The organism is Salmonella sp. SAL4457 (assembly GCF_046548235.1).
Classification (GTDB): domain Bacteria; phylum Pseudomonadota; class Gammaproteobacteria; order Enterobacterales; family Enterobacteriaceae; genus Salmonella; species Salmonella enterica.
Genome location: NZ_JBGDZO010000007.1, coordinates 52915 through 75009, shown reverse-complemented (window position 1 = coordinate 75009; position 22095 = coordinate 52915). Strand labels below are relative to the sequence as shown.

The 22095-nt window shown below is 54.5% G+C and carries 25 protein-coding genes; 9 read left to right on the top strand and 16 right to left on the bottom strand.

The annotated features are described in order from the left end of the window. Window positions 1-7 precede the first annotated feature (7 nt). Window positions 8-850 carry a 3-mercaptopyruvate sulfurtransferase gene (gene sseA, locus ACLJNW_RS19580; protein WP_000205246.1) on the top strand — a complete coding sequence of 281 codons (843 nt, stop codon included), beginning with the start codon at window positions 8-10 and terminating at the stop codon, window positions 848-850. Here the strand turns inward: sseA and ACLJNW_RS19575 are convergent. After that, window positions 830-1054: a hypothetical protein gene (locus tag ACLJNW_RS19575; protein ID WP_024143097.1), complete on the bottom strand. Its 225-nt coding sequence runs from the start codon at window positions 1052-1054 to the stop codon at window positions 830-832. The two genes, sseA and ACLJNW_RS19575, sit on opposite strands and share 21 nt — an antisense overlap. Window positions 1055-1096: 42 nt before the next feature. On the opposite strand from ACLJNW_RS19575, the gene ACLJNW_RS19570 reads away from it, so the two are divergent. After that, a complete protein-coding gene (locus ACLJNW_RS19570; RefSeq protein ID WP_000355298.1) occupies window positions 1097-1765 on the top strand; it encodes a DUF5066 family protein in 669 nt (222 codons plus the stop codon). 415 nt (window positions 1766-2180) lie between these two features. Further along, a complete protein-coding gene (gene timP / locus ACLJNW_RS19565; protein WP_242617172.1) occupies window positions 2181-2297 on the top strand; it encodes a small toxic inner membrane protein TimP in 117 nt (38 codons plus the stop codon). Window positions 2298-2333: 36 nt separating this feature from the next. Here timP and sseB read toward each other — a convergent pair whose 3' ends face one another. The 11 genes from sseB to trmJ form a co-directional block, all read right to left on the bottom strand. Continuing rightward, window positions 2334-3110 carry an enhanced serine sensitivity protein SseB gene (sseB, locus tag ACLJNW_RS19560; protein WP_001522413.1) on the bottom strand — a complete coding sequence of 259 codons (777 nt, stop codon included), beginning with the start codon at window positions 3108-3110 and terminating at the stop codon, window positions 2334-2336. A gap of 106 nt (window positions 3111-3216) precedes the next feature. Further along, window positions 3217-4500, bottom strand: coding sequence for an aminopeptidase PepB (gene pepB, locus ACLJNW_RS19555; RefSeq protein ID WP_023204497.1), 1284 nt, complete (start codon window positions 4498-4500; stop codon window positions 3217-3219). 177 nt (window positions 4501-4677) lie between these two features. After that, window positions 4678-4878 (bottom strand): Fe-S cluster assembly protein IscX, encoded by a 201-nt coding sequence (gene iscX / locus ACLJNW_RS19550; protein WP_000523621.1) that lies wholly within the window; start codon window positions 4876-4878, stop codon window positions 4678-4680. 11 nt (window positions 4879-4889) lie between these two features. Next, window positions 4890-5225: an ISC system 2Fe-2S type ferredoxin gene (gene fdx / locus ACLJNW_RS19545; protein WP_001124466.1), complete on the bottom strand. Its 336-nt coding sequence runs from the start codon at window positions 5223-5225 to the stop codon at window positions 4890-4892. Between the two features lies 1 nt (window position 5226). Further along, window positions 5227-7077, bottom strand: a complete 1851-nt coding sequence (gene hscA, locus ACLJNW_RS19540) for a Fe-S protein assembly chaperone HscA (protein ID WP_023204498.1) — start codon at window positions 7075-7077, stop codon at window positions 5227-5229. Between the two features lie 12 nt (window positions 7078-7089). After that, a complete protein-coding gene (hscB, locus tag ACLJNW_RS19535; RefSeq protein ID WP_000384398.1) occupies window positions 7090-7605 on the bottom strand; it encodes a co-chaperone HscB in 516 nt (171 codons plus the stop codon). A gap of 195 nt (window positions 7606-7800) precedes the next feature. Next, window positions 7801-8124: an iron-sulfur cluster assembly protein IscA gene (iscA, locus tag ACLJNW_RS19530; protein WP_000028952.1), complete on the bottom strand. Its 324-nt coding sequence runs from the start codon at window positions 8122-8124 to the stop codon at window positions 7801-7803. A 28-nt stretch (window positions 8125-8152) separates the two neighbouring features. Then, a complete protein-coding gene (gene iscU, locus ACLJNW_RS19525) occupies window positions 8153-8539 on the bottom strand; it encodes a Fe-S cluster assembly scaffold IscU (RefSeq protein WP_000331704.1) in 387 nt (128 codons plus the stop codon). 27 nt (window positions 8540-8566) lie between these two features. Beyond that, window positions 8567-9781 (bottom strand): cysteine desulfurase, encoded by a 1215-nt coding sequence (gene iscS, locus ACLJNW_RS19520; RefSeq protein ID WP_000775263.1) that lies wholly within the window; start codon window positions 9779-9781, stop codon window positions 8567-8569. A 180-nt stretch (window positions 9782-9961) separates the two neighbouring features. Continuing rightward, entirely contained in the window at window positions 9962-10456 is a 495-nt protein-coding gene (gene iscR, locus ACLJNW_RS19515) for a Fe-S cluster assembly transcriptional regulator IscR (RefSeq protein WP_001241346.1), read from the bottom strand. Between the two features lie 159 nt (window positions 10457-10615). Next, a complete protein-coding gene (gene trmJ, locus ACLJNW_RS19510; RefSeq protein WP_000940032.1) occupies window positions 10616-11347 on the bottom strand; it encodes a tRNA (cytosine(32)/uridine(32)-2'-O)-methyltransferase TrmJ in 732 nt (243 codons plus the stop codon). Window positions 11348-11465: 118 nt separating this feature from the next. On the opposite strand from trmJ, the gene suhB reads away from it, so the two are divergent. From suhB to asrC, 5 genes are all read left to right on the top strand, one after another. Further along, the gene (suhB, locus tag ACLJNW_RS19505; RefSeq protein ID WP_000553467.1) at window positions 11466-12269 is read left to right on the top strand and encodes an inositol-1-monophosphatase; all 804 of its coding nucleotides are present in this window, start codon (window positions 11466-11468) and stop codon (window positions 12267-12269) included. 144 nt (window positions 12270-12413) lie between these two features. Beyond that, window positions 12414-13292 carry an alpha/beta hydrolase gene (locus tag ACLJNW_RS19500; protein WP_000174941.1) on the top strand — a complete coding sequence of 293 codons (879 nt, stop codon included), beginning with the start codon at window positions 12414-12416 and terminating at the stop codon, window positions 13290-13292. Window positions 13293-13473: 181 nt separating this feature from the next. Then, window positions 13474-14517 (top strand): anaerobic sulfite reductase subunit AsrA, encoded by a 1044-nt coding sequence (asrA, locus tag ACLJNW_RS19495; RefSeq protein WP_000985205.1) that lies wholly within the window; start codon window positions 13474-13476, stop codon window positions 14515-14517. A 3-nt stretch (window positions 14518-14520) separates the two neighbouring features. Further along, the gene (gene asrB / locus ACLJNW_RS19490) at window positions 14521-15339 is read left to right on the top strand and encodes an anaerobic sulfite reductase subunit AsrB (RefSeq protein ID WP_000017587.1); all 819 of its coding nucleotides are present in this window, start codon (window positions 14521-14523) and stop codon (window positions 15337-15339) included. 10 nt (window positions 15340-15349) lie between these two features. After that, a complete protein-coding gene (gene asrC / locus ACLJNW_RS19485; protein ID WP_023204499.1) occupies window positions 15350-16363 on the top strand; it encodes a sulfite reductase subunit C in 1014 nt (337 codons plus the stop codon). On the opposite strand, the gene ACLJNW_RS19480 is transcribed toward asrC, so the two are convergent. Next, complete coding sequence (locus ACLJNW_RS19480; protein WP_000111021.1) at window positions 16364-17350, bottom strand: nickel/cobalt transporter; 987 nt, start codon at window positions 17348-17350, stop codon at window positions 16364-16366. It abuts the gene before it with no gap. After that, window positions 17341-17979 carry a DUF1007 family protein gene (locus ACLJNW_RS19475; RefSeq protein ID WP_001540629.1) on the bottom strand — a complete coding sequence of 213 codons (639 nt, stop codon included), beginning with the start codon at window positions 17977-17979 and terminating at the stop codon, window positions 17341-17343. Before ACLJNW_RS19475 ends, ACLJNW_RS19480 begins: the two co-directional genes overlap by 10 nt. A 125-nt stretch (window positions 17980-18104) precedes the next feature. On the opposite strand from ACLJNW_RS19475, the gene csiE reads away from it, so the two are divergent. Then, complete coding sequence (gene csiE / locus ACLJNW_RS19470; RefSeq protein WP_000982961.1) at window positions 18105-19382, top strand: stationary phase inducible protein CsiE; 1278 nt, start codon at window positions 18105-18107, stop codon at window positions 19380-19382. On the opposite strand, the gene ACLJNW_RS19465 is transcribed toward csiE, so the two are convergent. Both ACLJNW_RS19465 and glyA read right to left on the bottom strand, forming a co-directional pair. Further along, a complete protein-coding gene (locus ACLJNW_RS19465; protein ID WP_001173729.1) occupies window positions 19377-20516 on the bottom strand; it encodes a 3-phenylpropionate MFS transporter in 1140 nt (379 codons plus the stop codon). The two genes, csiE and ACLJNW_RS19465, sit on opposite strands and share 6 nt — an antisense overlap. Before the next feature lie 195 nt (window positions 20517-20711). Next, window positions 20712-21965, bottom strand: coding sequence for a serine hydroxymethyltransferase (gene glyA / locus ACLJNW_RS19460; protein WP_000919178.1), 1254 nt, complete (start codon window positions 21963-21965; stop codon window positions 20712-20714). Window positions 21966-22095: the final 130 nt, after the last annotated feature.

Below are 22095 nucleotides of genomic sequence, written 5' to 3'. Positions count from 1 at the left end.
GATGCCCATGACCACCGCCTTTTTTGTCGCCGCCGACTGGCTTGCCGAACATATTGATGATCCGGAAATACAGATTCTTGACGCCCGTATGGCGCCGCCAGGACAGGAACATCGTGATATGGCGGGCGAATATCGCGCCGGACATATTCCCGGCGCGCTGTTTTTTGATATTGAAGCGCTTTCCGATCGCGCATCGCCGTTGCCGCATATGATGCCGCGCCCGGAAGCGTTTGCGGTGGCCATGCGTGAACTGGGTGTTCGTCAGGATAAACACCTGGTCATATACGATGAAGGCAATCTGTTCTCCGCTCCGCGGGCATGGTGGATGCTGCGCACGTTCGGTGCCGAGAAAGTGTCCATTCTGGCGGGCGGGCTGGCGGGCTGGCAGCGCGACGAATGGCTATTGCGCGAAGGCGAGGAGGCGCATGAAGGAGGCGAGTTTGAGGCGAAATTCATGCCGCAAGCCGTGGTGCGCCTCACCGACGTATTGCTGGCAAGCCATGAAAAAACCGCGCAAATCGTTGACGCGCGTCCGGCGGCGCGTTTTAACGCTCAGGCTGATGAACCGCGTCCGGGACTGAGGCGCGGACACATTCCTGGCGCGCTAAACGTCCCGTGGACGGAACTGGTGTATGAGGGCGAATTAAAGACCACTGACGAACTGAATGAGGTTTTTTTCAGCCACGGCGTGAGTTTCGACAGACCGATTATCGCCAGTTGCGGTTCCGGCGTGACGGCCGCGGTCGTGGTGCTGGCGCTCGCCACGCTGGATGTGCCTGACGTCACGCTTTACGACGGCGCGTGGAGCGAATGGGGCGCGCGTACCGATTTACCGGTTGAACCCGCTTAATATCTGCCATGCCGGATGGCGCTCACGCTTATCCGGCCTACCGTTCAGGCTGATGTAAAACGATCTACAGACATTGCTTTTATTCAGCTGTTTTCCACTGTCCTGCAAACGGTCATTATTTTCTCTTAATAAAATCCTATTTTTTATCGGTAAATACTTTACGTCGGGTATAAGGAGTATCATCACCGCTGTTTTGGTTTTCACCGGGAAATAACTCCTGTAAATATAATTTTTTAAGGATGGAAAATGGATATTTCACTCGCTAATTTAATTGAGTTGGTTAAAAAGGTTAACCGCAATAAGGTGCCTAATCCTATGCCTGCCGAGGAAATAAGTCGTCTGCGAGTGCGTAAGTATCGCGATCCGCAAAATACGGAAACCACTGAGTTACCTGAAAGCCTGAAGGCGCTACTGGCCTACGACCGCGATCTACTTAGCAATTATAATATGCCTGTGATTGAAACATTACAAAGATCTATTGATAACGAGGGAGTAATTCATTCTTACTCCCCTGATGAAGAGGCGTATTACGGCGCTGGCATGGATAGCTCAGGTATTGATATTGAAGATCTGATGCCTGTCTGGAGTAACGATCCCCGTCTTCCGGCATTAATTCGTATCGATCATGTCGGCGATCAGGCCATTTTTATCTATATCACAGAACGGGATGCCAACGGCGAATACCCTATTGCCCGCATGGAACGTAATGAATTCTGGCTGGCGGAGTCTTCTCTGGTGGAATATCTCTATAATATTATTTCGGGCGCTAAAGACATTGGCTTTACCGAAGAGGATTTACATCTTCCGCAATGGAAGGCACAGCAAAAAATGAATGAACAACGCGATGCCGCTTTACTTGACCTGGAGGATTATCATGAGGCGTTTTGGGCAAAACTGGACGCGCTCGTCGATTAATCGACATGATGTCGGGTGGCGCTCACGCTTATCCGGCCTACCGTTCAGGCTGATTTAAAGCGAATCTACATAAATTCTGTTTAAGCAGGCCACAAAAAAACCGCTCAATTGAGCGGTTTTTTTGTGCTGGTCCGGTTCGCGGCCTTTCCAGCAGGCTTTGTTGCCATAGCAACGCAGGCACACCGTAGGGGATTAATACTCCCTTTTAAGGGAGCAAATGTCAATATGATTTACCGGGAAACTATTCAACATTTGAGGTATTATCTTTCCCGGCCCTTTCCGCCGTCTCGCAAACGGGCGCTGGCTTCAGGAGAGGATAACCCATGGCCGTAAGCGCAGGCACACCGTAGTGCCTGCTATCACGGCATTATCGCCAGCGGTGCTGCCGTGATGCGGTCTTCGCAAGGACCGCAACATGAAGGTACGATGCTTTTGTGTCGTGCTTCTTGTTTCTGGCACGTTGTGTCTTCACGCAGACAGAAGCTACCCAGGTAATTCTGTTCCCGTAACGCTCAACGTCCAGAGCAGGTAAGCCAGGAGGCCGCCCTGTTGGGCGGCTTTCTTTTCTTCAGATGATGCGGTTCTGTTTAAAATCGCGCAGGAACCCGCCCCAGCGGCGCTCGTAGAACGGCGCGATATGCTCGGTGATAAAGTGGCTGATACCCTGCTCGCCCTTCCTCACCTGACAAATATCGATCGGTTCGTCACCCGGTAACGTGTCGGTCGCCACATTGCCCGCTGCGTGAATGATCTCTTCAATATCGCCGTCAGCCTCAATGCCAATCAGCAGATTGGGTTGGGCGTCCGCATGTTCTTTAATCGCGCAAAGAAATGCGCGTTTCACCGGTTTGATGGTTTTAAACAGCGTAGTGAGGGAATCAATCATCTGCGACGGCGGCTCGGCCACTTCGGATAAAATAAGCGACTCGCCGCCTTCCAGCACTTCCTGCGTACTTAACGGACTGCCTTCCTCAGCGAGAAGCAGGCTGATTTCACGCGGCATAAACTCTTTGCCGGTCGGCAATTTAGCGTTGAGGAATAGCGTTTCGCCAAGCGTCATTTCAAACAGCGTGCGCGCCGGCATCACCACAAACGCCTGTTCGTCTTCCACGGCCTGCTGCAGCGCCTCCAGAGAAGTAAAGAAGGGAATGACGGTCGTGCCGTCTTCTTTTTCCCAGTGCTGCAAATCCAGAGCGCTGTCTTCCACAATCGCCTCGCCTTCGGCAGCGCTGCCCGGCACCCAGACGGTGGACTCCAGTAAGGTACGGAAAAATGCCGGACGATGCGCGGGCTCAGTCGCCGCTTTCTCCAGCAAAATTTCTAATTCATTTTTAGTTTCGGACATAGGAATCACAAATTATGTATATGGGTTGTAGGCCTGATAAGACGCACGGCGTCATCAGGCAAAATGCCGGGTGGCGCTTCGCTTACCCGGCCTACAAAAACACCGTTCAGGCGGTCAGCAGATTCGCGATGGTGCGCACACCCAGACCGGTTGCCCCGGCAGCCCACTGCTCAACCGGCGCTTTGCGATAAGTGGCGGAACAGTCAATGTGCAGCCAGCCTTCGCGGTAATTTTCAACAAAGTGCGACAGAAAACCCGCGGCGGTGCTTGCCCCAGCGGGATACGCCGCGCTGCCGGTGTTGTTCAGTTCCGCAAAGTTAGACGGCAGCTGGTTACGGTGGAACTCCGCCAGCGGCAGACGCCAGAACGGTTCATTCTCTTGCGCCGCGCTGGTCAGCAAGCGCCCCGCCAGCGTATCGTCAAAACTGAATAGCGCATGGTAGTCGTTACCCAGCGCCGTTTTCGCCGCGCCGGTTAACGTCGCCATATCAATGATTAGCTGCGGGTGTTGCGCGCTGGCGTCAATCAGGCCATCCGCCAGTACCAGTCGCCCTTCCGCATCGGTATTCATGACTTCGACATTCTTACCATTACGGTAGCGAATAATATCGCCCAGTTTAAACGCATTGCCGCTGATCAGATTATCGGCGCAGCACAGGAACAGTTTTACGCGTTTATTCAGCCCACGGGTAATGGCGAACGCCAGCGCGCCCGTTACTGTCGCCGCGCCGCCCATATCGGATTTCATTGAGTCCATAAAAGCGCTTTGTTTGATACTGTAACCGCCGGAGTCAAAGGTGATACCTTTACCGACCAGGCAGGCGTAAACCGGCGCATCTTTGTCTCCCGTCGGGTTGTAATCCAGCGCCAGCAGCACCGGCGGACGCTCAGAACCACGGCCTACGGTATGCAGCCCCATATAGTTCTGCTCGCGCAGATCTTCGCCTTTGGTGATACGGTAAGTGACGCTATCGCACGCGACGCTGCACAGCAGATCCACCGCGCGCTGCGCCAGTTGCTCCGGCCCAAGCTCTTCCGCCGGAGCATTAATGGTGTCGCGCACCCAGTCAATAATGGTCAGGCGGTTATCCAGCTCCTGACGTTGGGCATCGTCTAAATCCGGCCACATTACGGTACGGACGCCTTTTGGTCCTTTGTAACCCGCCCAGAATGCCCAACAACGCTCGGTATTCCATCCTTCGCCTGTCAGCGCGACCTGTTTTATTCCCAGGCCGTCGATTTTACGCGCCGCACGCTGGATCAACCCCAGATCGTCTTTACCGTTAAGATGCAAGGTAATACCGTCGTTATTAATACTGTAAGTGGCTTTATCGCCCCAGCGCGCATCGGCAGGCTGCGTGGAAAGCGTAATTTTCATGGCTTCTGTCATTGTTATTTTCCTTATTAGCAAACGGGCCGCCGTAGGGCAGCCCGTTAGATCTTTTGCTAAATGATTCGCGTTGCAGGAAGGCGGCAAGTGAGCGAATCCCCGGGAGCATAGCAAACTATGTGACTGGGGTGAGCGAACGTAGCCAACGCACCTGCGGCGAGGATCATGACGCAAAAATTACTCTGCTTCATCCAACCAGACTAGCAGAATCGCCTCCAGAATTTTTTCATTGGATGCGTTAGGGTCGTCGTCAAAATCGTCCAGTTCGCAGATCCACTGATGCAGATCGGTGAAACGAACGGTTTTAGGATCGACATCAGGATATGCGTCGTATAACGCTTCGCCGATCTCGCGGCTATCGGTCCACTTGAGTCCCATACTACCCTCTGTTAATGCTCACGCGCATGGTTGATTGTGTAACGTGGAATTTCGATAACCAGATCGTCGTCGGTAACGCGGGCCTGGCAGCTCAGTCGACTTTCCGGCTCCAGCCCCCACGCTTTATCCAGCATATCGTCTTCTTCTTCCGAACTTTCCGGCAAGGAGTCGAAGCCTTCACGTACAATACAGTGACAGGTGGTGCAGGCGCACGATTTCTCACAGGCGTGTTCAATCTCGATGCCGTTGCGCAGCGCAACGTCAAGAATGGTTTCACCGGTCTCAGCTTCCAGAACTGCGCCATCCGGACAAAGATCCTGATGAGGCAGAATAACAATCTTCGGCATGTTAAACCTCGTCTACGGAATGGCCTTTCAACGCGCGACGAACCGACTGGTCCATGCGGCGAGCGGCAAATTCCTGGGTTTGTTTATCTACGTTTTTAATGGCTTGTTCTATGGCGTCAACATCATCACCTTGTGCGACCGCGCTTAAATGTGCGGCGGCATCATCAATGCATTGACGTTCTGCGGCGCTTAACAGCGCGGCGTCGGCAGTTAGCGCGCCGGTCAAACTTTCCAGCACGCGCGCGGCTTCGACTTTTTGCTCCGCCAGCATACGCGCTTTCACGTCCTGCTCGGCAAAACTCATGGAATCCTTGATCATCGAGGCGATTTCGCCATCGGTCAGGCCATAGGAAGGTTTGACCTGAATGGAGGCCTCGACGCCGGTGGATTTTTCCATTGCGGTGACGCTCAACAGGCCATCGGCGTCTACCTGGAAGGTCACGCGAATATGCGCCCCGCCCGCCGGCAGCGGCGGAATCCCGCGCAGCGCAAAGCGCGCCAGCGAACGGCAGTCCTGCACCAGTTCGCGTTCGCCCTGCATCACATGGATAGACATCGCGGTCTGACCGTCTTTGAAGGTAGTGAAATCCTGCGCGCGCGCCACCGGGATAGTGGTGTTGCGCGGAATGACTTTTTCCACCAGGCCACCCATCGTTTCCAGCCCAAGAGAGAGTGGAATCACGTCCAGCAGCAGCATTTCGCTGTCCGGCTTGTTGCCGACCAGAATATCGGCCTGAATCGCTGCGCCAATAGCGACCACTTTATCCGGGTCGATAGCGGTTAACGGCGTGCGGCCAAAAAATTCGCCCACTCGCTCACGCACCAGCGGTACACGGGTCGAACCGCCGACCATGACCACTTCCAGAACGTCCTGGGGATCAACGCCGGCATCTTTCAATGCGCGACGGCAGGCCAATAGCGTGCGCTTAACCAGCGCGGAAATGAGATCGTTAAACTGCTCGCGAGTGATCTCCCCCTGCCAGCCCGCAACGTTAACGCGAACGGTATCGGCATCGCTTAAGGCGATTTTCGCCGCAATCGCGGCATCCAGCAGTTCGCGCTGAACGCGATTGTCGCTACGATCGACAATTCCCGCCTGCTGGCGAATATAGTCCGCCAGCAGATGGTCAAAGTCGTCGCCGCCGAGCGCAGAATCACCGCCCGTCGCCAGCACTTCAAACACCCCGCGGCTCAGGCGTAAAATAGAGATATCGAAGGTACCGCCGCCGAGATCGTAAACAGCAATAACGCCTTCTTTGCCTGAGTCCAGACCGTAGGCAATCGCCGCCGCCGTCGGTTCGTTGAGCAGGCGCAGCACATGCAGGCCAGCCAGCCGCGCGGCGTCTTTCGTCCCCTGACGTTGGGCATCATCGAAATAGGCGGGAACGGTAATCACCACGCCATCCAGCTCGCCGGAGAGCGATTCGCTAGCCCGCGCGGCCAGCGCTTTGAGAATATCAGCCGATACGCGTACCGGATTGAGCAATCCAGCCGCCGTGTCAATCATCGGCAGCCCATTAACGCTTGCCTTAAACCGGTAAGGCAGATGCGGATAGCGCGCCTGGATATCCGCCAGCGAGCGTCCCATCATGCGTTTCACAGAGCTGATAGTGTTGGCCGTATCCTGCGCGGCATTGTCACGCGCAGCGTAACCGACCATATGGCCCTGCTGCTGATAGTGAACCACTGAAGGCAACAGGTGGCGCCCTTCGTGGTCAGGCAGAGTTTCCGCCTGGCCGCTGCGAACCGTCGCAACCAGAGAGTTGGTAGTGCCTAAGTCGATGCCCGCCGCCAGACGACGCTGATGCGGCGCGGCGCTCAGACCAGGCTCACTAATTTGTAATAAGGCCATGTTAGATTCCAGTTAAAAATCGAGCAGCTTTTCTTCGAGTTGTTCTGCGCTGCTTCGCAGTTTATCGAGAAACCGCAGTTTGCGCACCGTATCCGCCGCCGCGTCCCACGCGGCGTTGTCCAACTGTTCCACCATTTGCTGAAGACGAGCATCAAACATCTTTTGTACGCGTTTGATGAAGCTTTCCAGCCGCACGTCGTCTTTTGATTGTTCGATATCGTCCAGCTCTTCGCGAAGCGTGAGTTGTTCCATCAGAAACGCGGTGTCGCGTACCGTATGTTGCTCGCTGGCCAGATCGAACCCGTGTAAGGAAAGCAGATACTCCGCGCGCGTCAAAGGGTGACGCAGCGTTTGCCAGGCCTGGTTGATCGTGGCGGATTGCTGGACGGCGGCAAGCTGCTGCGCCTGAGTGCCGTTGGCAAATTTGTCAGGGTGATACTGGCGTTGCAGATCCTGAAAACGAAGGCTCAGCGCCTGGGTGTCAATCTGATAACGGGCTGGTAAGCCAAAGAGGGTGAAGTAATCCATAACATTCTCAGGGATAGCCTGTCAGAACAAACCCCACACGCAGGCGACCACGGTGGGGTTATACCTTCTTACTTCGCGCCGCAGATGCGTTGTCTGCGCGGGTTCCCCCAGTCATTTACTCAAGTAAGCGCCTGGGGATTCACTCGCTTGCCGCTTTTCTACAGCACGAATGCTCGGTATAACAGCGGAACACGGTTACACGTGGAAGCTTTCGCCGCAACCACACTCATCTTTCACATTCGGGTTGGAGAATTTAAACCCTTCGTTCAGACCTTCTTTTACGAAGTCCAGCTGTGTACCGTCCAGAAATTGCAGGCTCTTGCCGTCAACCACTACCTTAACGCCTTTGTCTTCAAACACGGTGTCTTCCGCCGTTGGCTCGTCAACAAATTCCAGTACATAAGCCATACCTGAGCAGCCGGAGGTTCTCACGCCCAGACGCAGACCAAACCCTTTACCACGGTTGGCCAGGAAGGTATTAACTCGCGCTGCTGCACTGTCGCTAAGTGTAATCGACATAACAAAACCTCAATGTTAACGTTCTATTTTATTTCGCTTCGCGTTTGCTTTTGTAATCCGCAATAGCGGCTTTAATCGCGTCTTCCGCCAGAATAGAGCAGTGAATTTTCACCGGCGGCAGCTCCAGTTCGTCTGCAATGTCGGTGTTTTTAATCGCCTGCGCTTCGTCCAGGGATTTTCCTTTCACCCACTCCGTTACCAGAGAACTGGAGGCGATAGCGGAACCGCAGCCGTAAGTCTTGAAGCGCGCGTCTTCAATGATACCTTCATCGTTAACTTTAATCTGCAACTTCATAACGTCGCCGCAGGCCGGCGCGCCAACCATGCCGCTTCCCACGTTATCGTCGTTGTTGTCAAACGACCCTACGTTACGCGGGTTCTCATAGTGATCGATTACTTTTTCGCTGTAAGCCATTATAAATTCTCCTGATTCCGATACCGATTAATGATGTGCCCATTCGATGCTGTTCAGATCCACACCCTGCTTGTACATTTCCCACAGTGGAGAAAGGTCACGCAGACGGCCAATGGATTTACGAACCAGATCAATGGTGTAGTCGATCTCTTCTTCAGTGGTAAAACGACCTAAAGAGAAACGGATAGAGCTATGCGCCAGCTCGTCATTCATGCCCAACGCGCGCAGCACGTAGGACGGTTCCAGACTGGCGGAGGTGCAGGCGGAACCGGAAGAGACCGCCAGGTCTTTCAGCGCCATGATCAGCGACTCGCCTTCAACGTAGTTAAAGCTCACGTTGAGAATGTTTGGCGCGCCCTGCTCAAGGTCGCCGTTCAGGTAAACTTCTTCAATATCTTTGATGCCGTTCCACAGACGGTTACGCAGACCGCGCAGACGGGCCATTTCGGTCTCCATCTCTTCTTTCGCGATACGGTAAGCTTCGCCCATGCCGACGATCTGGTGGACAGGCAGAGTACCAGAGCGCATACCGCGTTCGTGCCCGCCGCCATGCATCTGCGCTTCAATGCGAATACGCGGCTTACGACGCACATACAGCGCGCCAATGCCTTTCGGACCATAAATTTTATGACCGGAGAAGGACATCAGATCCACTTTCAGTTGGCTCAGGTCGATAGGCAGTTTGCCCACGCTCTGGGTGGCGTCAACGTGGTAGATGATACCGCGCGCGCGGCACATTTCGCCGATGGTCGCGATATCCTGCACCACGCCGATTTCGTTGTTCACGTGCATGATGGAAACCAGAATGGTGTCGTCACGCATCGCTGCTTCGAGCTCGTTGAGATCGATGATGCCGTTGCGCTGCGGCGCCAGGTAGGTCACTTCAAACCCTTCGCGCTCAAGCTGACGGCAGGTGTCCAGCACCGCTTTGTGCTCGGTCTTGCTGGTGATGATGTGCTTGCCTTTTTTCTGATAAAAGTTGGCAGCGCCTTTAATCGCCAGGTTATCGGACTCCGTCGCCCCTGAGGTAAAGACGATTTCACGCGGGTCGGCGCCGACCAGTTCAGCAATCTGGTTGCGGGCGATATCGACGGCTTCTTCAGCCTGCCAGCCGAAACGGTGTGAACGAGACGCCGGGTTCCCAAAGGTTCCGTCCAGGGTCAGAAACTGCATCATTTTCTCGGCAACACGCGGGTCCACCGGCGTGGTTGCGGAGTAGTCGAGATAAATCGGTAATTTCATTGCTCTTAAACTCCGTACATCACTCAATGCAAGGAATCAGGCAACCGGCTGGATGTACGACCGTGTTGACGGGACGTCCGCGTCCCGGCCTGATTCTGAATTCTTTTTTACGCTTCATCTTTCAGACGACCGCGGCATTCACCGCATGAGGCCGCCAGAAGAGATGGCGTAATATTTTAATTAAGCGCGTAATTTAACGTCGATAGCGTCCTGCGCACGACCACTGGCGCGCGGCGCGTCATGCGTGTGCTGGCGACCAGACACATCCAGAACTTCCTGGTTATTCACCAGCTCGCCTAAGGTAATATTGTTGAGAAAACCGGTCAGACGATCGCTTAAATCACGCCACAGCGCATGGGTCAGGCATTTATCGCCGCCCTGGCAGCCGCCTTTGCCCTGGCAACGGGTCGCGTCAACGGATTCATCAACCGCGCTGATCACTTCGCCGACCGCGATACTGCCAGCATCTTTACCCAGCAGATAACCGCCGCCCGGCCCGCGTACGCTGGAAACCAGACCGTTTTTACGTAAACGGGAAAATAGCTGTTCCAGATAAGAAAGGGAAATCCCCTGACGTTCAGAAATATCAGCCAACGGTACCGGGCCCGCTTCGGAGTTGAGCGCAACGTCTAACATTGCGGTCACGGCATAACGCCCTTTAGATGTCAGTCTCATGTCTTACTTAACCTCAAACTCGCCCCTGCCCGGGGTTTTTTATTGTAAAATGGGGGTATTGCATAGCAGGGACAAGTCTGACATTCCCGAGTAATTTGGTCAACTATTTACTTGAGTAAATTAGTCAGGTATTTAGCGTTCCGTGCGATATTGATGCGGTTACTTGCCTTTATTCTGCTGCTCAATAGACGCCAGAATCCCACGCAGAATATTCAACTCCTGGCTTTCCGGTCGGGCGCGGGTAAACAGACGGCGCAATTTATTCATCACCTGCCCCGGATGGTTTTCGCGAATAAAGCCAGTGGAGAGCAACGTTTGCTCCAGATGGCCGTAGAAGCGTTCAAGATCGTCCACCAGCGGATACGGCGTCTCTTCATGATCTGCCGCGTCGCCGTTTTCCTGCGTCGCCAGCCAGGCCATGCGGACTTCATACGCGATGACCTGTACCGCCATCGCCAGATTCAACGAGCTGTACTCCGGGTTAGCGGCAATAGCGACGTGATAATGGCATTTTTGCAACTCATCGTTAGTCAGCCCGACACGCTCACGACCAAAAACCAGCGCAACCGGCGTATTTGCCGCTTCCGCCACGCTTTTTAAGCCGCACTCGCGCGGATCAAGCATCGGCCACGGCAAAGTGCGGGAACGGGCGCTGGTGCCGACCACTAGGCTACAGCCAGCCAACGCTTCATCCAGCGTATCGACGATCTGCGCATTACCGATCACATCGCTGGCGCCTGCCGCCAGGGCGATGGCCTGGGAGTCCGGTTTCACCAACGGGTTTACCAGCCACAGGTTAGTTAAGCCCATGGTTTTCATAGCGCGAGCCACGGAGCCCATATTGCCGGTGTGGGAGGTTTCCACCAGCACAATTCGAATGTTTTGCAGCATTGTCTTTCTTCAGCTAAAGATTATTCTGACATCTTACCATAAAACCAAGACAGATTCCGATCTCGCTGCTATACTCTGCGCCGTTTTCCCGTTCTTTAACATCCAGTGAGAGAGACCGATGCATCCGATGCTGACCATCGCCGTGCGCGCAGCGCGCAAGGCGGGTAATGTAATTGCCAAAAACTATGAAACTCCGGACGCTGTAGAAGCGAGCCAAAAAGGCAGTAACGATTTTGTGACCAATGTAGATAAGGCCGCTGAAGCGGTGATTATCGACACCATTCGCAAATCTTACCCGCAACACACTATTATCACCGAAGAAAGCGGTGAGCACGTTGGCACAGATCAGGATGTTCAATGGGTTATCGATCCGCTGGATGGCACCACCAACTTCATCAAACGTCTGCCACACTTCGCTGTTTCCATTGCTGTACGCATTAAAGGCCGTACTGAAGTGGCTGTCGTGTACGATCCGATGCGTAACGAACTGTTCACCGCCACCCGCGGTCAGGGCGCACAGCTGAACGGCTACCGTCTGCGCGGCAGTACCGCTCGCGATCTGGACGGCACTATCCTCGCTACCGGCTTCCCGTTCAAAGCCAAACAATACGCGACCACCTACATTAATATTATCGGCAAGCTGTTCACCGAATGCGCCGATTTCCGCCGCACCGGTTCCGCCGCGCTGGATCTGGCCTATGTGGCTGCAGGTCGTGTCGATGGTTTCTTTGAAATTGGCCTTCGTCCGTGGGATTTCGCCGCGGGCGAACTGCTGGTTCGTGAAGCGGGCGGTATCGTCAGCGATTTCACCGGAGGTCATAACTACATGATGACCGGTAATATCGTGGCGGGGAATCCGCGCGTCGTTAAAGCCATGCTGGCGAATATGCGCGACGAACTGAGCGATGCGCTGAAGCGCTAAGTCTCTTCGGCGGATGGGGCCACTCATCCGCCGTGCCTTTTCAGGCGTTTTTCCTAAACACAGCCTCATCGCTTTACTTGCCTGCATGTTTTTGTACGATCGCTCCCTGCTCCGCTATTGGCATAAAGCGGCAAGGAAGCGAACATGACCCTTCAACATACCCGACGCATCGTCAAATCCCTTTTTATTCTGTTTATCATTGTGGTCTGTATTTATCTGCTACCCCGCGTAGCGATCAATGCCTTTTATTACCCGGACAATAAAGTCTATGGGCCAACCCCTGCCGAAGCTGAATCCATTACCTTTACCGCCAAAGATGGCACGCATCTGCACGGCTGGTTTATTCCCACTGCTTTCGGCAGGCCGGAAAACGCCGTCGCGACGGTGATTCATGTCCATGGCAACGCCGGAAATATGTCGGCGCACTGGCCGTTAATCAGTTGGCTGCCAGAACGCAACGTAAACCTGTTTATGTTTGATTACCGTGGTTTTGGCGAATCGGAGGGTACCCCATCACAAGAGGGGCTACTGGACGATACGAAAAGCGCGATAGATTATGTGCGGCATCGCGCCGACGTTAACCCCGAGCGCCTGGTACTGCTGGGGCAGAGCCTGGGCGGCAATAATGTACTGGCCGCCGTAGGCCACTGCGTAGGCTGCGCAAATATGCGCTACGCCGACCAGGCGGGCATACGTGCGATTATTCTCGACTCAACGTTTTTATCCTATTCCTCCATCGCCAACCAGATGATCCCGGGCAGCGGCTATTTGCTTGATGACCGCTATAGCGCGGATCGCAATATTGCCAGCGTCAGCCCCATTCCGGTATTGATTCTTCATGGCACGGCAGACCATGTTATTCCCTGGCAGGACAGTGAGAAATTATATGCCCTCGCCCGGGAGCCCAAACAAAAAATCTTCATTCCTGACGGCGATCACATTGATGCTTTTTCCGGACGTTATGCAAACCTTTACCGTGATGCAATGATTAAATTTATTCAGACCGCGCTATCCGCTAAATAGCGCGACGCTGTATATATGCATATTTTATGATTAAGAATATATTTATTATACCGATAGTAAAAACCATTTTTTCCCGTTAGCGAAGGCGGTGGATTAGCGCTAGCGTAACAGTAATATTCAACTGATTTTTATAACAATTTATTTTCATTTGTTTTTCCTGAATATTACTGTGGAGTATGTGATGGCTATCAAAATTACGCCTGACGAGTTTAGTTTGCTTATCCAGCGATTAAACAAAAAATGGCGCGTGTTTGCCCCGTCCGCAGAGTTTCGCGGCGGACGTTTTTCCGACACTGACAACATTATTTATCAACGGATTAGCGGCTGGCGCGATCTCATCTGGCACGAGAAATCGCACATGTCGCCGAATACCATTATCGCCCCTATCACCGAAACGCTCTTTTATTTCGATAAAGACACCATTCAAATTGCCGAGACAGACACTTCCCCGATAATCATCTTTGCCCGCGCCTGCGACATTAACGCCATGTCGCGGCTGGATTATATGTATTTATCAAATGGGAATAATTCCGATTACAGTTATCAACTGCTACGGGAGCATATTCGTTTCGTCCTTATTGAGTGTGAAGAAAGCTTCGAAAATTGTTTCTGCGTCTCAATGGGTACCAATAAAACTGACTGTTATAGCGCCGCCATGCGTTTTAGCGATGAGGGCGCGCTTGTCAGCATCCGCGATCCCTTTATTGAGGCGGCGATACAAGGGCTGGGGCAGGAGGCTGACTATACCCCCTCTTTCGTCAGCGAAAACCGGGAAACCGTCGTCACGCCGGACAGCGTTTGCCACGATCCGCAAAAAATTCGCGACATTCTCACCCGCCATCCGCTATGGGACGCTTACGACAGCCGCTGCATCAGTTGTGGCCGCTGCACTACCGGGTGCCCAACCTGTACCTGCTATAGCGTCTTTGACGTCGCCTATGATGAAAATCCGCAGCGCGGCGAACGCCGCCGCCAGTGGGCAAGCTGCATGGTGCCGGGCTTTAGCGACATGGCCGGCGGTCATGGTTTTCGCGAAAAACCCGGCGAGCGTCTGCGCTACCGCGCCCTGCATAAGGTCAATGACTACAAAGCGCGCAACGGCATTGAACATATGTGCGTCGGCTGCGGCCGCTGCGACGATCGCTGCCCGCAATACATCAAATTTTCTTTGATTATCAATAAAATGACCGCTGCCGTTCGGCAGGCGCTGGCAGAGGAGGCATAACGCATGTCACATTGTTCCTGTCATGATAAACCGCAGCACAGTTTGCTGCCTGCGGCGTACCGCATCCTCAGTATTACTCGCCACACGCCGCTGGAGTGGAATTTCCGCGTGGCCGTCGATTTTCCTGCGCACTGGGGGCAATTTGTTGAGGTGTCGCTGCCGCGCGTCGGCGAAGCGCCCATCTCCGTTTCCGACTATGGCGACGGCTGGATAGATCTGCTGATCCGTAATGTCGGAAAAGTGACCAGCGCCCTCTTTACGCTGAAAGAAGGCGACAACGTGTGGCTACGCGGCTGCTATGGCAATGGCTATCCGGTCGATACGCTGCGCCATAAACCCTTACTGGTTGTCGCAGGCGGCACGGGCGTCGCGCCGGTGAAAGGCTTAATGCGCTATTTCGTTGAGAATCCCCAGGAAATTGGTCAACTGGATATGATTCTCGGCTATAAAAATCGCGATTGCGTGCTGTACAAAGAAGAAATGGCGACGTGGCGCGGCAAACATAATCTGGTGCTCACGCTGGATGAAGGCGAGGCTGATGACCGTTACCAGATTGGTCGGGTGACCGATCGGCTTGCCGACATGACGCTTAGCGATATCGACACCATGCAGGCCATCGTCGTTGGGCCGCCAATAATGATTACCTTTACCGTAAAAATGCTGCTGCAAAAAGGGCTCAAGCCGGAGCAAATTTGGGTGGACTACGAACGCCGGATGGCCTGCTCCGTCGGGAAGTGCGGCCACTGCCGTATGGGCGAAGTGTATGTCTGCACCGACGGCCCGATATTTAACTACGCCGTCGCGCAACGTTTTGCCGATTAAGGAGAACATCATGAGCATTGATATTGATATCATTAAAGCCCGTGCGAAAAACGAATATCGCCTGTCAAAAGTGCGCGGCGAAGCCATGATCAGCGTCCGCATTCCCGGCGGTATTTTGCCCGCGCATTTGCTAACGGTGGCGCGTGACATCGCCGAAACCTGGGGCAACGGACAAATTCACCTCACTACCCGCCAGAAGCTGGCGATGCCGGGTATCCGTTACGAAGATATCGACAACGTGAACGCTGCGCTGGAGCCATTTCTTCGCGAGATTGAAATAGAACTGTGCGACGTCCAGGTTGAGGATACCAAAGCGGGCTATCTCGCTATTGGCGGGCGAAATATTGTCGCCTGTCAGGGGAACCGCATTTGCCAGAAAGCCAACACTGACACGACCGGTCTGTCCCGTCGTCTTGAAAAACTGGTCTATCCCAGCCCTTATCATCTCAAAACGGTCATCGTTGGCTGCCCGAATGATTGCGCGAAGGCGTCAATGGCAGATCTGGGAATTATTGGCGTGGCGAAAATGCGCTTCACTGCCGATCGCTGTATCGGTTGCGGCGCCTGCGTGAAGGCCTGTAGTCACCACGCGGTAGGCTGCCTGGCGCTGAAGAACGGCAAAGCGCTCAAAGAAGAGTCCGCCTGTATCGGCTGCGGCGAGTGCGTGCTGGCCTGTCCGACGCTGGCCTGGCAACGTAAGCCGGATCAGCTCTGGCAAGTCCGTCTGGGCGGACGCACCAGTAAAAAGACGCCGCGCGTCGGCAAGCTCTTCCTCAACTGGGTGACTGAAGATGTGATAAAGCAGGTGATCGTTAACCTGTATGAATTTGAAAAAGAGATGCTCGGCGGAAAACCGATCTATCTACATATGGGCCATCTGATCGACAAAGGCGGCTACCTGCGTTTTAAAGAACGGGTACTGCGCGGCGTTCAGCTCAATCCGGAAGCGATGGTCGCCGAACGCATTTACTGGGCCGAAGACGAATCCGTCGCGCGGATGCATCTCAAACCCGCCGGGCACTAATCAACCACGCCATGGCCGCAGCCCGCCCACAGGCTGCGGCACGCTAAACCACATGACCAGCGCCGCGACAAGCAGTATCACCCCTCCGGCCAGCGCCAGCGTTGACCAGCCTACCTGCCGCCATAACGCCGGCGCTTTGTTTCCACTGAGCTTCACCGCCAGATCACGAAAAGTGTGTACCAGCAGCGCCAGCGAAGTAATCGTTAGCGAGGTTCCCGCCGCCATCGCCAGTACCGACGCCATTCCCCAGCTAAAAACACCAATCACTTTACTGAATAACAGCACCATTATCGCGCCGGAACAGGGCCGCATCCCCATAGACAGTACGATCATGAGTCGCGCGCGCCAGTCATCGCCGCTATGCAATTGTTCCTGCGTCGGTAGATGCTGATGTCCGCAGCCGCATTTTTCATGGTGAACATGGCGCGGCGTAAAAGCGATAAAGACAGGTTTACGTAGCAGCGCGCGTAACCTTTTTATGGCCCGCCAGCACAGCAAGATGCCCAGCCCGCCAACTAACGCATAGCTCCCCTTTTCCAGCCAGAAACCACTCAGATGGAGCTGCCTGGCCGGAAGTTGCAATACGGTCAGCACGCCCACCACCAACCCGATAGCCACGAGCCCCTGCAATAACGCGGCGGCGAGGGTTAACACGATACTCGATTTCAGCTTCGAAGGATGCGTCGCCAGCCATGTCGCGATCACCACTTTGCCGTGCCCCGGCCCCAGCGCATGAAGCACGCCATACATAAAACTCAGCAGAAGCAACGATCCGCCCGCCCGCTCAGGATGCGTCGCCACCGCATTAAGCAGCGCGCTCAACTGCTGATTTACGTCCCGCTGCCAAAGAGCGCTTTTCAACATCACCTGCGGCCAGGCCTGCCATATCCACAGACCGCCAACCAGCATTAGCAGCAGGAATAACGCCAATGGCCACAGCGAGAGCCAGCGTCGCCCCGGAGTGCGTTGAGAAAAAATTACTGACATTGCAAGGTCACCGTTTGGGCAAACTGTTTACCTAAATCCATATCCTCCGGCGGCGCGTCCTCCTTATCCAGCGACTGGGCGAAACGTAGCGTCTCTTCGCCGGGCGCAGGAGTATAAACCTGAATCCGACACTTTTCGCGCAGCGGTTCCGGCATCGTGATATCGCTGGCCTGGTCATAATGCATATCGACATAATAAGAGGGATCAAACGTTGAAAAGGTATAAGTCTGTCCGCTTAACGGCTGCGGTTCAGCCAGCGGTAGCGTAAAGGTCAATACCGCCTGATGCGCGTCACGCGTCATACCGTATTCTGTCGGCCTGTTTTTAAACTTCACTTTCGCGCCATTGCGCCACACTTCTGTAAAGTAGTGCTGCCCAAGTACGTTAGCCATCACTTCCGCCGCCAACTTTTTCCATATTTCTGACCCCGGTGCCGCGTTTCCGGCGTCATACAGCAGATCGGCGGACGTCAGCGCGTCCATTGTCCAGCGCATTTTTAACGCCACAAATTGCTCATTTTCACTGACCACCTGCGTTTGCAGACGGATAAAGCTATGCGGATGCGCCGCCGCCACGAAAGATAAAACGGCAAGAAATAGTGTTAAGGCGCTGCGTTTCACTGGCTTCATCTGTTCCTCGCGATAAAAATTCTGTGACACTCCTCAGCATTCCTGGCCTAAAAGCACGCTTATCACATTTTTCACACGCAAACTTTAGCTATCCTTACCAGACAAACTAACGGGAGACCTGACAGATGATGCCGACAATTGCCCCACCATCTGTACTTTCCGCTCCCCAGCGCCGCTGTCAGGTATTGCTGACGCTTTTCCAGCCGGAGCCAATTGCCACGGTGGAAATCTTCAGCGCGCTTAATGGCGTTGATGATGATACTGCCCGTGAGGATATCACTGAGACAAGCCTGGAGATCCAGCGCTATCATCGCCTTGCCATCACAACATGCCAGAACGGTTGCTATCGGATCGAAGGTACAGCACTCGATCAGCGCCTTTGCCTTTTACACTGGCTCAGGCGCGGCCTGCGTTTATGCCCGACCTTCGTCACGCAACAGTTTACCCCGGCCTTAAAAAACGCGCTAAAGCAGCGCGGTATCGCGCGTCCGCTGTATGACGATATTAATCTGCACGCGCTCATCAATCTGTGCGCCCGCCGGTTGCAAAAACCATTTGAACATCGCGACGTGCAGTTCCTGCGTCTCTTTTTACAGTATTGTCTGCTACAACACCATGCCGGCATCACCCCGGAGTTCAACCCTGTACAGCAGATTTGGGCGCAGTCGTGCGCGGAATATCCACTCGCCCAGGAAATTGGTCGTCACTGGCAGCGCCACGTGATGCAGGCCGCACCGCTCAATGAAGCGCTGTTTATGGCGTTACTGTTTTCAATGATTCGCCTCCCCGACCCGATTCGCGACACGCATCAACGGGCGCAGCAACTGCGACTGGAGGTGGCGCGGCTGGTGCTGCGCTTTCGAGAAAAAGGGAACGTACGCTTCAGCGACGAACAAGGGCTTAACGATCAGCTCTATGTCCATCTCGCCCAGGCGCTGAACCGAAGTTTATTCACGATTGGCATCGATAATACGCTTCCGGAAGAGTTCAACCGTCTTTATCCGCGTCTGGTTCGCACCACACGTGAGGCGCTCGCCGGGTTTGAAGCCGAATATGGTATCCACTTTTCCGAGGAAGAGACGGGGCTGGTGGCAGTGATTTTCGGCGCCTGGCTGATGCAGGATAACGATTTGCATGAGAGACAGATCGTATTGTTAGCGGATAAAAATGATGCGCTGGAGACGCATATTGAGCAGCAACTGCGTGAACTGACCTTATTGCCGCTGAATATCAGACGGATATCGCTCCAGGCGTTTCAAAAAGAGGGATGCCCGCGCGGCGTAGCGCTGATTGTTACCCCTTACGCCACGCCGCTACCGCTCTTCTCACCGCCATTAATTCATGCGGATCGCGCCCTCACAGAGCACCAACAGCAGCAGATCCGCAAGATCCTAGAATCATGACGCGGCAACCACTTTGGGCCGAAGGAAGATAGCGGGCAATGCCACCAGCGCCATAATCCAGAATACGCCGCCGCCCAGATGTTGATACAGAAAACCGGCAAATACCGTCATAATCGCGATACTGCCGCCCATCGCCACAGCGGAATAGACGGCCTGCAAACGAATCACCTCGCTTCCCTGACGCGCAGCGATATAGCGCATGGCGGCCAGATGGCAAACGGTAAACGTGCCACAGTGCAGGATTTGTATCACAATCAGCCACGGCAACGCCGTACTCCAGCCCATCAGTCCCCAGCGTACCACGCCGCACACAGCGGAAAGCAACAGCAAGTCGCGGGCGCTAAACCGGCGGAATAGCTTTTTACTCAGGGCAAAAATGATCACTTCCGCCACCACGCCCAACGACCATAAATAGCCGACCGCCGATGCTGAATAGCCAGCCCCCTGCCAGTAGATGGCGCTAAAACCGTAGTAGGCGGCGTGCGCCCCTTGCAGCAAACAGACGCAGGCGAGAAAACGCCAACTTTGTGCCACCAGCGTACGCCAGGCGGGCCAGCCTGCGCTCTCCTGCTGACGGCTTTCCCCTTGCGGCGGCACGCTGGGACGTAACAACATACCCAGCAACATCGAGGCGACGCCGAGCGTCAGTAGCGCCAGAATCGCCTGGTAATCGTATAAACTCACCAGCTTACCGGTCAGCGCCGACCCTATCACGAAGGCGATGGACCCCCACAGCCGCACCCGACCATAGTCCAGGGTAATTTGCTTTTGCCAAGTATTGGCCAGCGCATCGGTCAGCGGCACCAGTGGTGAAAAGAAGAGGTTAAACCCAACCATCACCACCATTAGCCACGCGACATGCGTTCCTGCCCAAAATGCCAGCGCAAATACCAGCGTCAGCAATGCCAGTACGCGCAGCGCGGAGATCAACCGCGAAGGATCGCTTACGCGAGGCGCAATGAGCAGACTACCGAGAAAACGCGCGACCAGACCCACGCCCAGCAGAAGACCGATGGTTTCCGGCGTTAGCCCAAGACCTTTGAGCCAGACGCTCCAGAAGGGCAGAAAAATACCGTAACTAAAGAAGTAGGTGAAATAACTGAGCGCCAGCCAGCGCGTGGAATGCAATGCCATGATTCCCTCCCGTTTGGAGGCGATAGTCTGGCGGTAAACGGTTGCGCTGGCAAGGGTAACATAAGGTTAACAGGCGGAGGGTGAAGTTCAAACGGCAACGCCGCCGGATAATGACTTCCGGCGGCGTCACGTTATGGCGCATAAGTAATGCCCGACAGACGCAGCGCCATCGGGCCATTTTCACAACACAAGCGCTTATGCGTAAACCGGGAAGCGGGCGCAGATATCCAGCACTTTCGCTTTCACGCGTTCAATGGTGGCTTCATCATTGATGTTGTCCAGCACGTCACACATCCAGCCAGCCAGCTCTTTCACTTCCGCTTCTTTGAAGCCGCGACGAGTAACCGCCGGAGAACCAATACGGATACCGGAGGTCACGAACGGGCTCTTCGGATCGTTCGGCACGCTGTTTTTGTTCACGGTGATGTTGGCGCGGCCCAGCGCGGCGTCAGCTTCTTTACCGGTCAGGTTTTTATCCACCAGGTCCAGCAGGAACAGGTGGTTCTCAGTGCCGCCAGACACCACTTTGTAGCCGCGGTTCAGGAACACTTCCACCATCGCTTTGGCGTTTTTCGCCACCTGCTGCTGGTAAACTTTGAACTCCGGCTCCATCGCTTCTTTCAGCGCTACCGCTTTACCCGCGATCACGTGCATCAGCGGGCCGCCCTGCGCGCTTGGGAACACGGCGGAGTTCAGTTTTTTGTACAGCTCTTCATCGCCGCCCTTCGCCAGGATCAGGCCGCCGCGCGGACCCGCCAGGGTTTTGTGGGTGGTGGTGGTGACAACGTGAGCGTGCGGAACCGGGTTCGGGTAAACGCCTGCGGCAATCAGGCCCGCCACGTGCGCCATGTCGACAAACAGGTATGCGCCGATGCTGTCAGCGATTTCACGCATTTTTGCCCAGTCAACCACGCCGGAGTAGGCAGAGAAGCCACCGATAATCATCTTCGGCTTGTGCTCTTTGGCCAGCTTCGCCATCTCGTCATAGTCAATTTTACCGGACTCATCGATACCGTAAGGTACGATGTTGTACAGTTTACCGGAGAAGTTAACCGGGGAGCCGTGAGTCAGGTGACCACCCTGCGCCAGGTTCATACCCAGAACGGTGTCGCCCGGCTGCAGCAGCGCGGTGTAAACAGCGAAGTTAGCCTGAGAACCGGAGTGCGGCTGCACGTTAGCGTAGTCAGCGCCGAACAGTTCTTTCGCGCGGTCGATAGCCAGCTGCTCTACGACATCAACGTATTCGCAACCGCCGTAGTAGCGCTTGCCCGGATAACCTTCAGCGTATTTGTTGGTCAGCTGAGACCCCTGCGCCTGCATCACGCGCGGGCTGGTGTAGTTTTCGGAGGCGATCAGTTCGATGTGCTCTTCCTGACGTACTTTTTCCTGCTCCATAGCCTGCCACAACTCGGCATCATAATCGGCAATGTTCATTTCACGCTTTAACATCCGCATCTCCTGACTCAGCTAACAATAAAATTTGTGCCTGAAAAGGCAGTCCGTGGGACTTCGGCCAACAGTATAACCGAATCATTCTTCGATAACAGGTCTTGACAAAGGTTTTTACGCAAACGATTAC

Bases quoted from the DNA above. Each gene is read 5' to 3' on its own strand.
- sseA (WP_000205246.1), top strand. From the start codon at position 8: ATGACCACCGCCTTTTTTGTCGCCGCCGACTGGCTTGCCGAACATATT.
- ACLJNW_RS19570 (WP_000355298.1), top strand. From the start codon at position 1,097: ATGGATATTTCACTCGCTAATTTAATTGAGTTGGTTAAAAAGGTTAAC.
- timP (WP_242617172.1), top strand. From the start codon at position 2,181: ATGAAGGTACGATGCTTTTGTGTCGTGCTTCTTGTTTCTGGCACGTTG.
- sseB (WP_001522413.1), bottom strand. From the start codon at position 3,110: ATGTCCGAAACTAAAAATGAATTAGAAATTTTGCTGGAGAAAGCGGCG.
- pepB (WP_023204497.1), bottom strand. From the start codon at position 4,500: ATGACAGAAGCCATGAAAATTACGCTTTCCACGCAGCCTGCCGATGCG.
- iscX (WP_000523621.1), bottom strand. From the start codon at position 4,878: ATGGGACTCAAGTGGACCGATAGCCGCGAGATCGGCGAAGCGTTATAC.
- fdx (WP_001124466.1), bottom strand. From the start codon at position 5,225: ATGCCGAAGATTGTTATTCTGCCTCATCAGGATCTTTGTCCGGATGGC.
- hscA (WP_023204498.1), bottom strand. From the start codon at position 7,077: ATGGCCTTATTACAAATTAGTGAGCCTGGTCTGAGCGCCGCGCCGCAT.
- hscB (WP_000384398.1), bottom strand. From the start codon at position 7,605: ATGGATTACTTCACCCTCTTTGGCTTACCAGCCCGTTATCAGATTGAC.
- iscA (WP_000028952.1), bottom strand. From the start codon at position 8,124: ATGTCGATTACACTTAGCGACAGTGCAGCAGCGCGAGTTAATACCTTC.
- iscU (WP_000331704.1), bottom strand. From the start codon at position 8,539: ATGGCTTACAGCGAAAAAGTAATCGATCACTATGAGAACCCGCGTAAC.
- iscS (WP_000775263.1), bottom strand. From the start codon at position 9,781: ATGAAATTACCGATTTATCTCGACTACTCCGCAACCACGCCGGTGGAC.
- iscR (WP_001241346.1), bottom strand. From the start codon at position 10,456: ATGAGACTGACATCTAAAGGGCGTTATGCCGTGACCGCAATGTTAGAC.
- trmJ (WP_000940032.1), bottom strand. From the start codon at position 11,347: ATGCTGCAAAACATTCGAATTGTGCTGGTGGAAACCTCCCACACCGGC.
- suhB (WP_000553467.1), top strand. From the start codon at position 11,466: ATGCATCCGATGCTGACCATCGCCGTGCGCGCAGCGCGCAAGGCGGGT.
- ACLJNW_RS19500 (WP_000174941.1), top strand. From the start codon at position 12,414: ATGACCCTTCAACATACCCGACGCATCGTCAAATCCCTTTTTATTCTG.
- asrA (WP_000985205.1), top strand. From the start codon at position 13,474: ATGGCTATCAAAATTACGCCTGACGAGTTTAGTTTGCTTATCCAGCGA.
- asrB (WP_000017587.1), top strand. From the start codon at position 14,521: ATGTCACATTGTTCCTGTCATGATAAACCGCAGCACAGTTTGCTGCCT.
- asrC (WP_023204499.1), top strand. From the start codon at position 15,350: ATGAGCATTGATATTGATATCATTAAAGCCCGTGCGAAAAACGAATAT.
- ACLJNW_RS19480 (WP_000111021.1), bottom strand. From the start codon at position 17,350: ATGTCAGTAATTTTTTCTCAACGCACTCCGGGGCGACGCTGGCTCTCG.
- ACLJNW_RS19475 (WP_001540629.1), bottom strand. From the start codon at position 17,979: ATGAAGCCAGTGAAACGCAGCGCCTTAACACTATTTCTTGCCGTTTTA.
- csiE (WP_000982961.1), top strand. From the start codon at position 18,105: ATGATGCCGACAATTGCCCCACCATCTGTACTTTCCGCTCCCCAGCGC.
- ACLJNW_RS19465 (WP_001173729.1), bottom strand. From the start codon at position 20,516: ATGGCATTGCATTCCACGCGCTGGCTGGCGCTCAGTTATTTCACCTAC.
- glyA (WP_000919178.1), bottom strand. From the start codon at position 21,965: ATGTTAAAGCGTGAAATGAACATTGCCGATTATGATGCCGAGTTGTGG.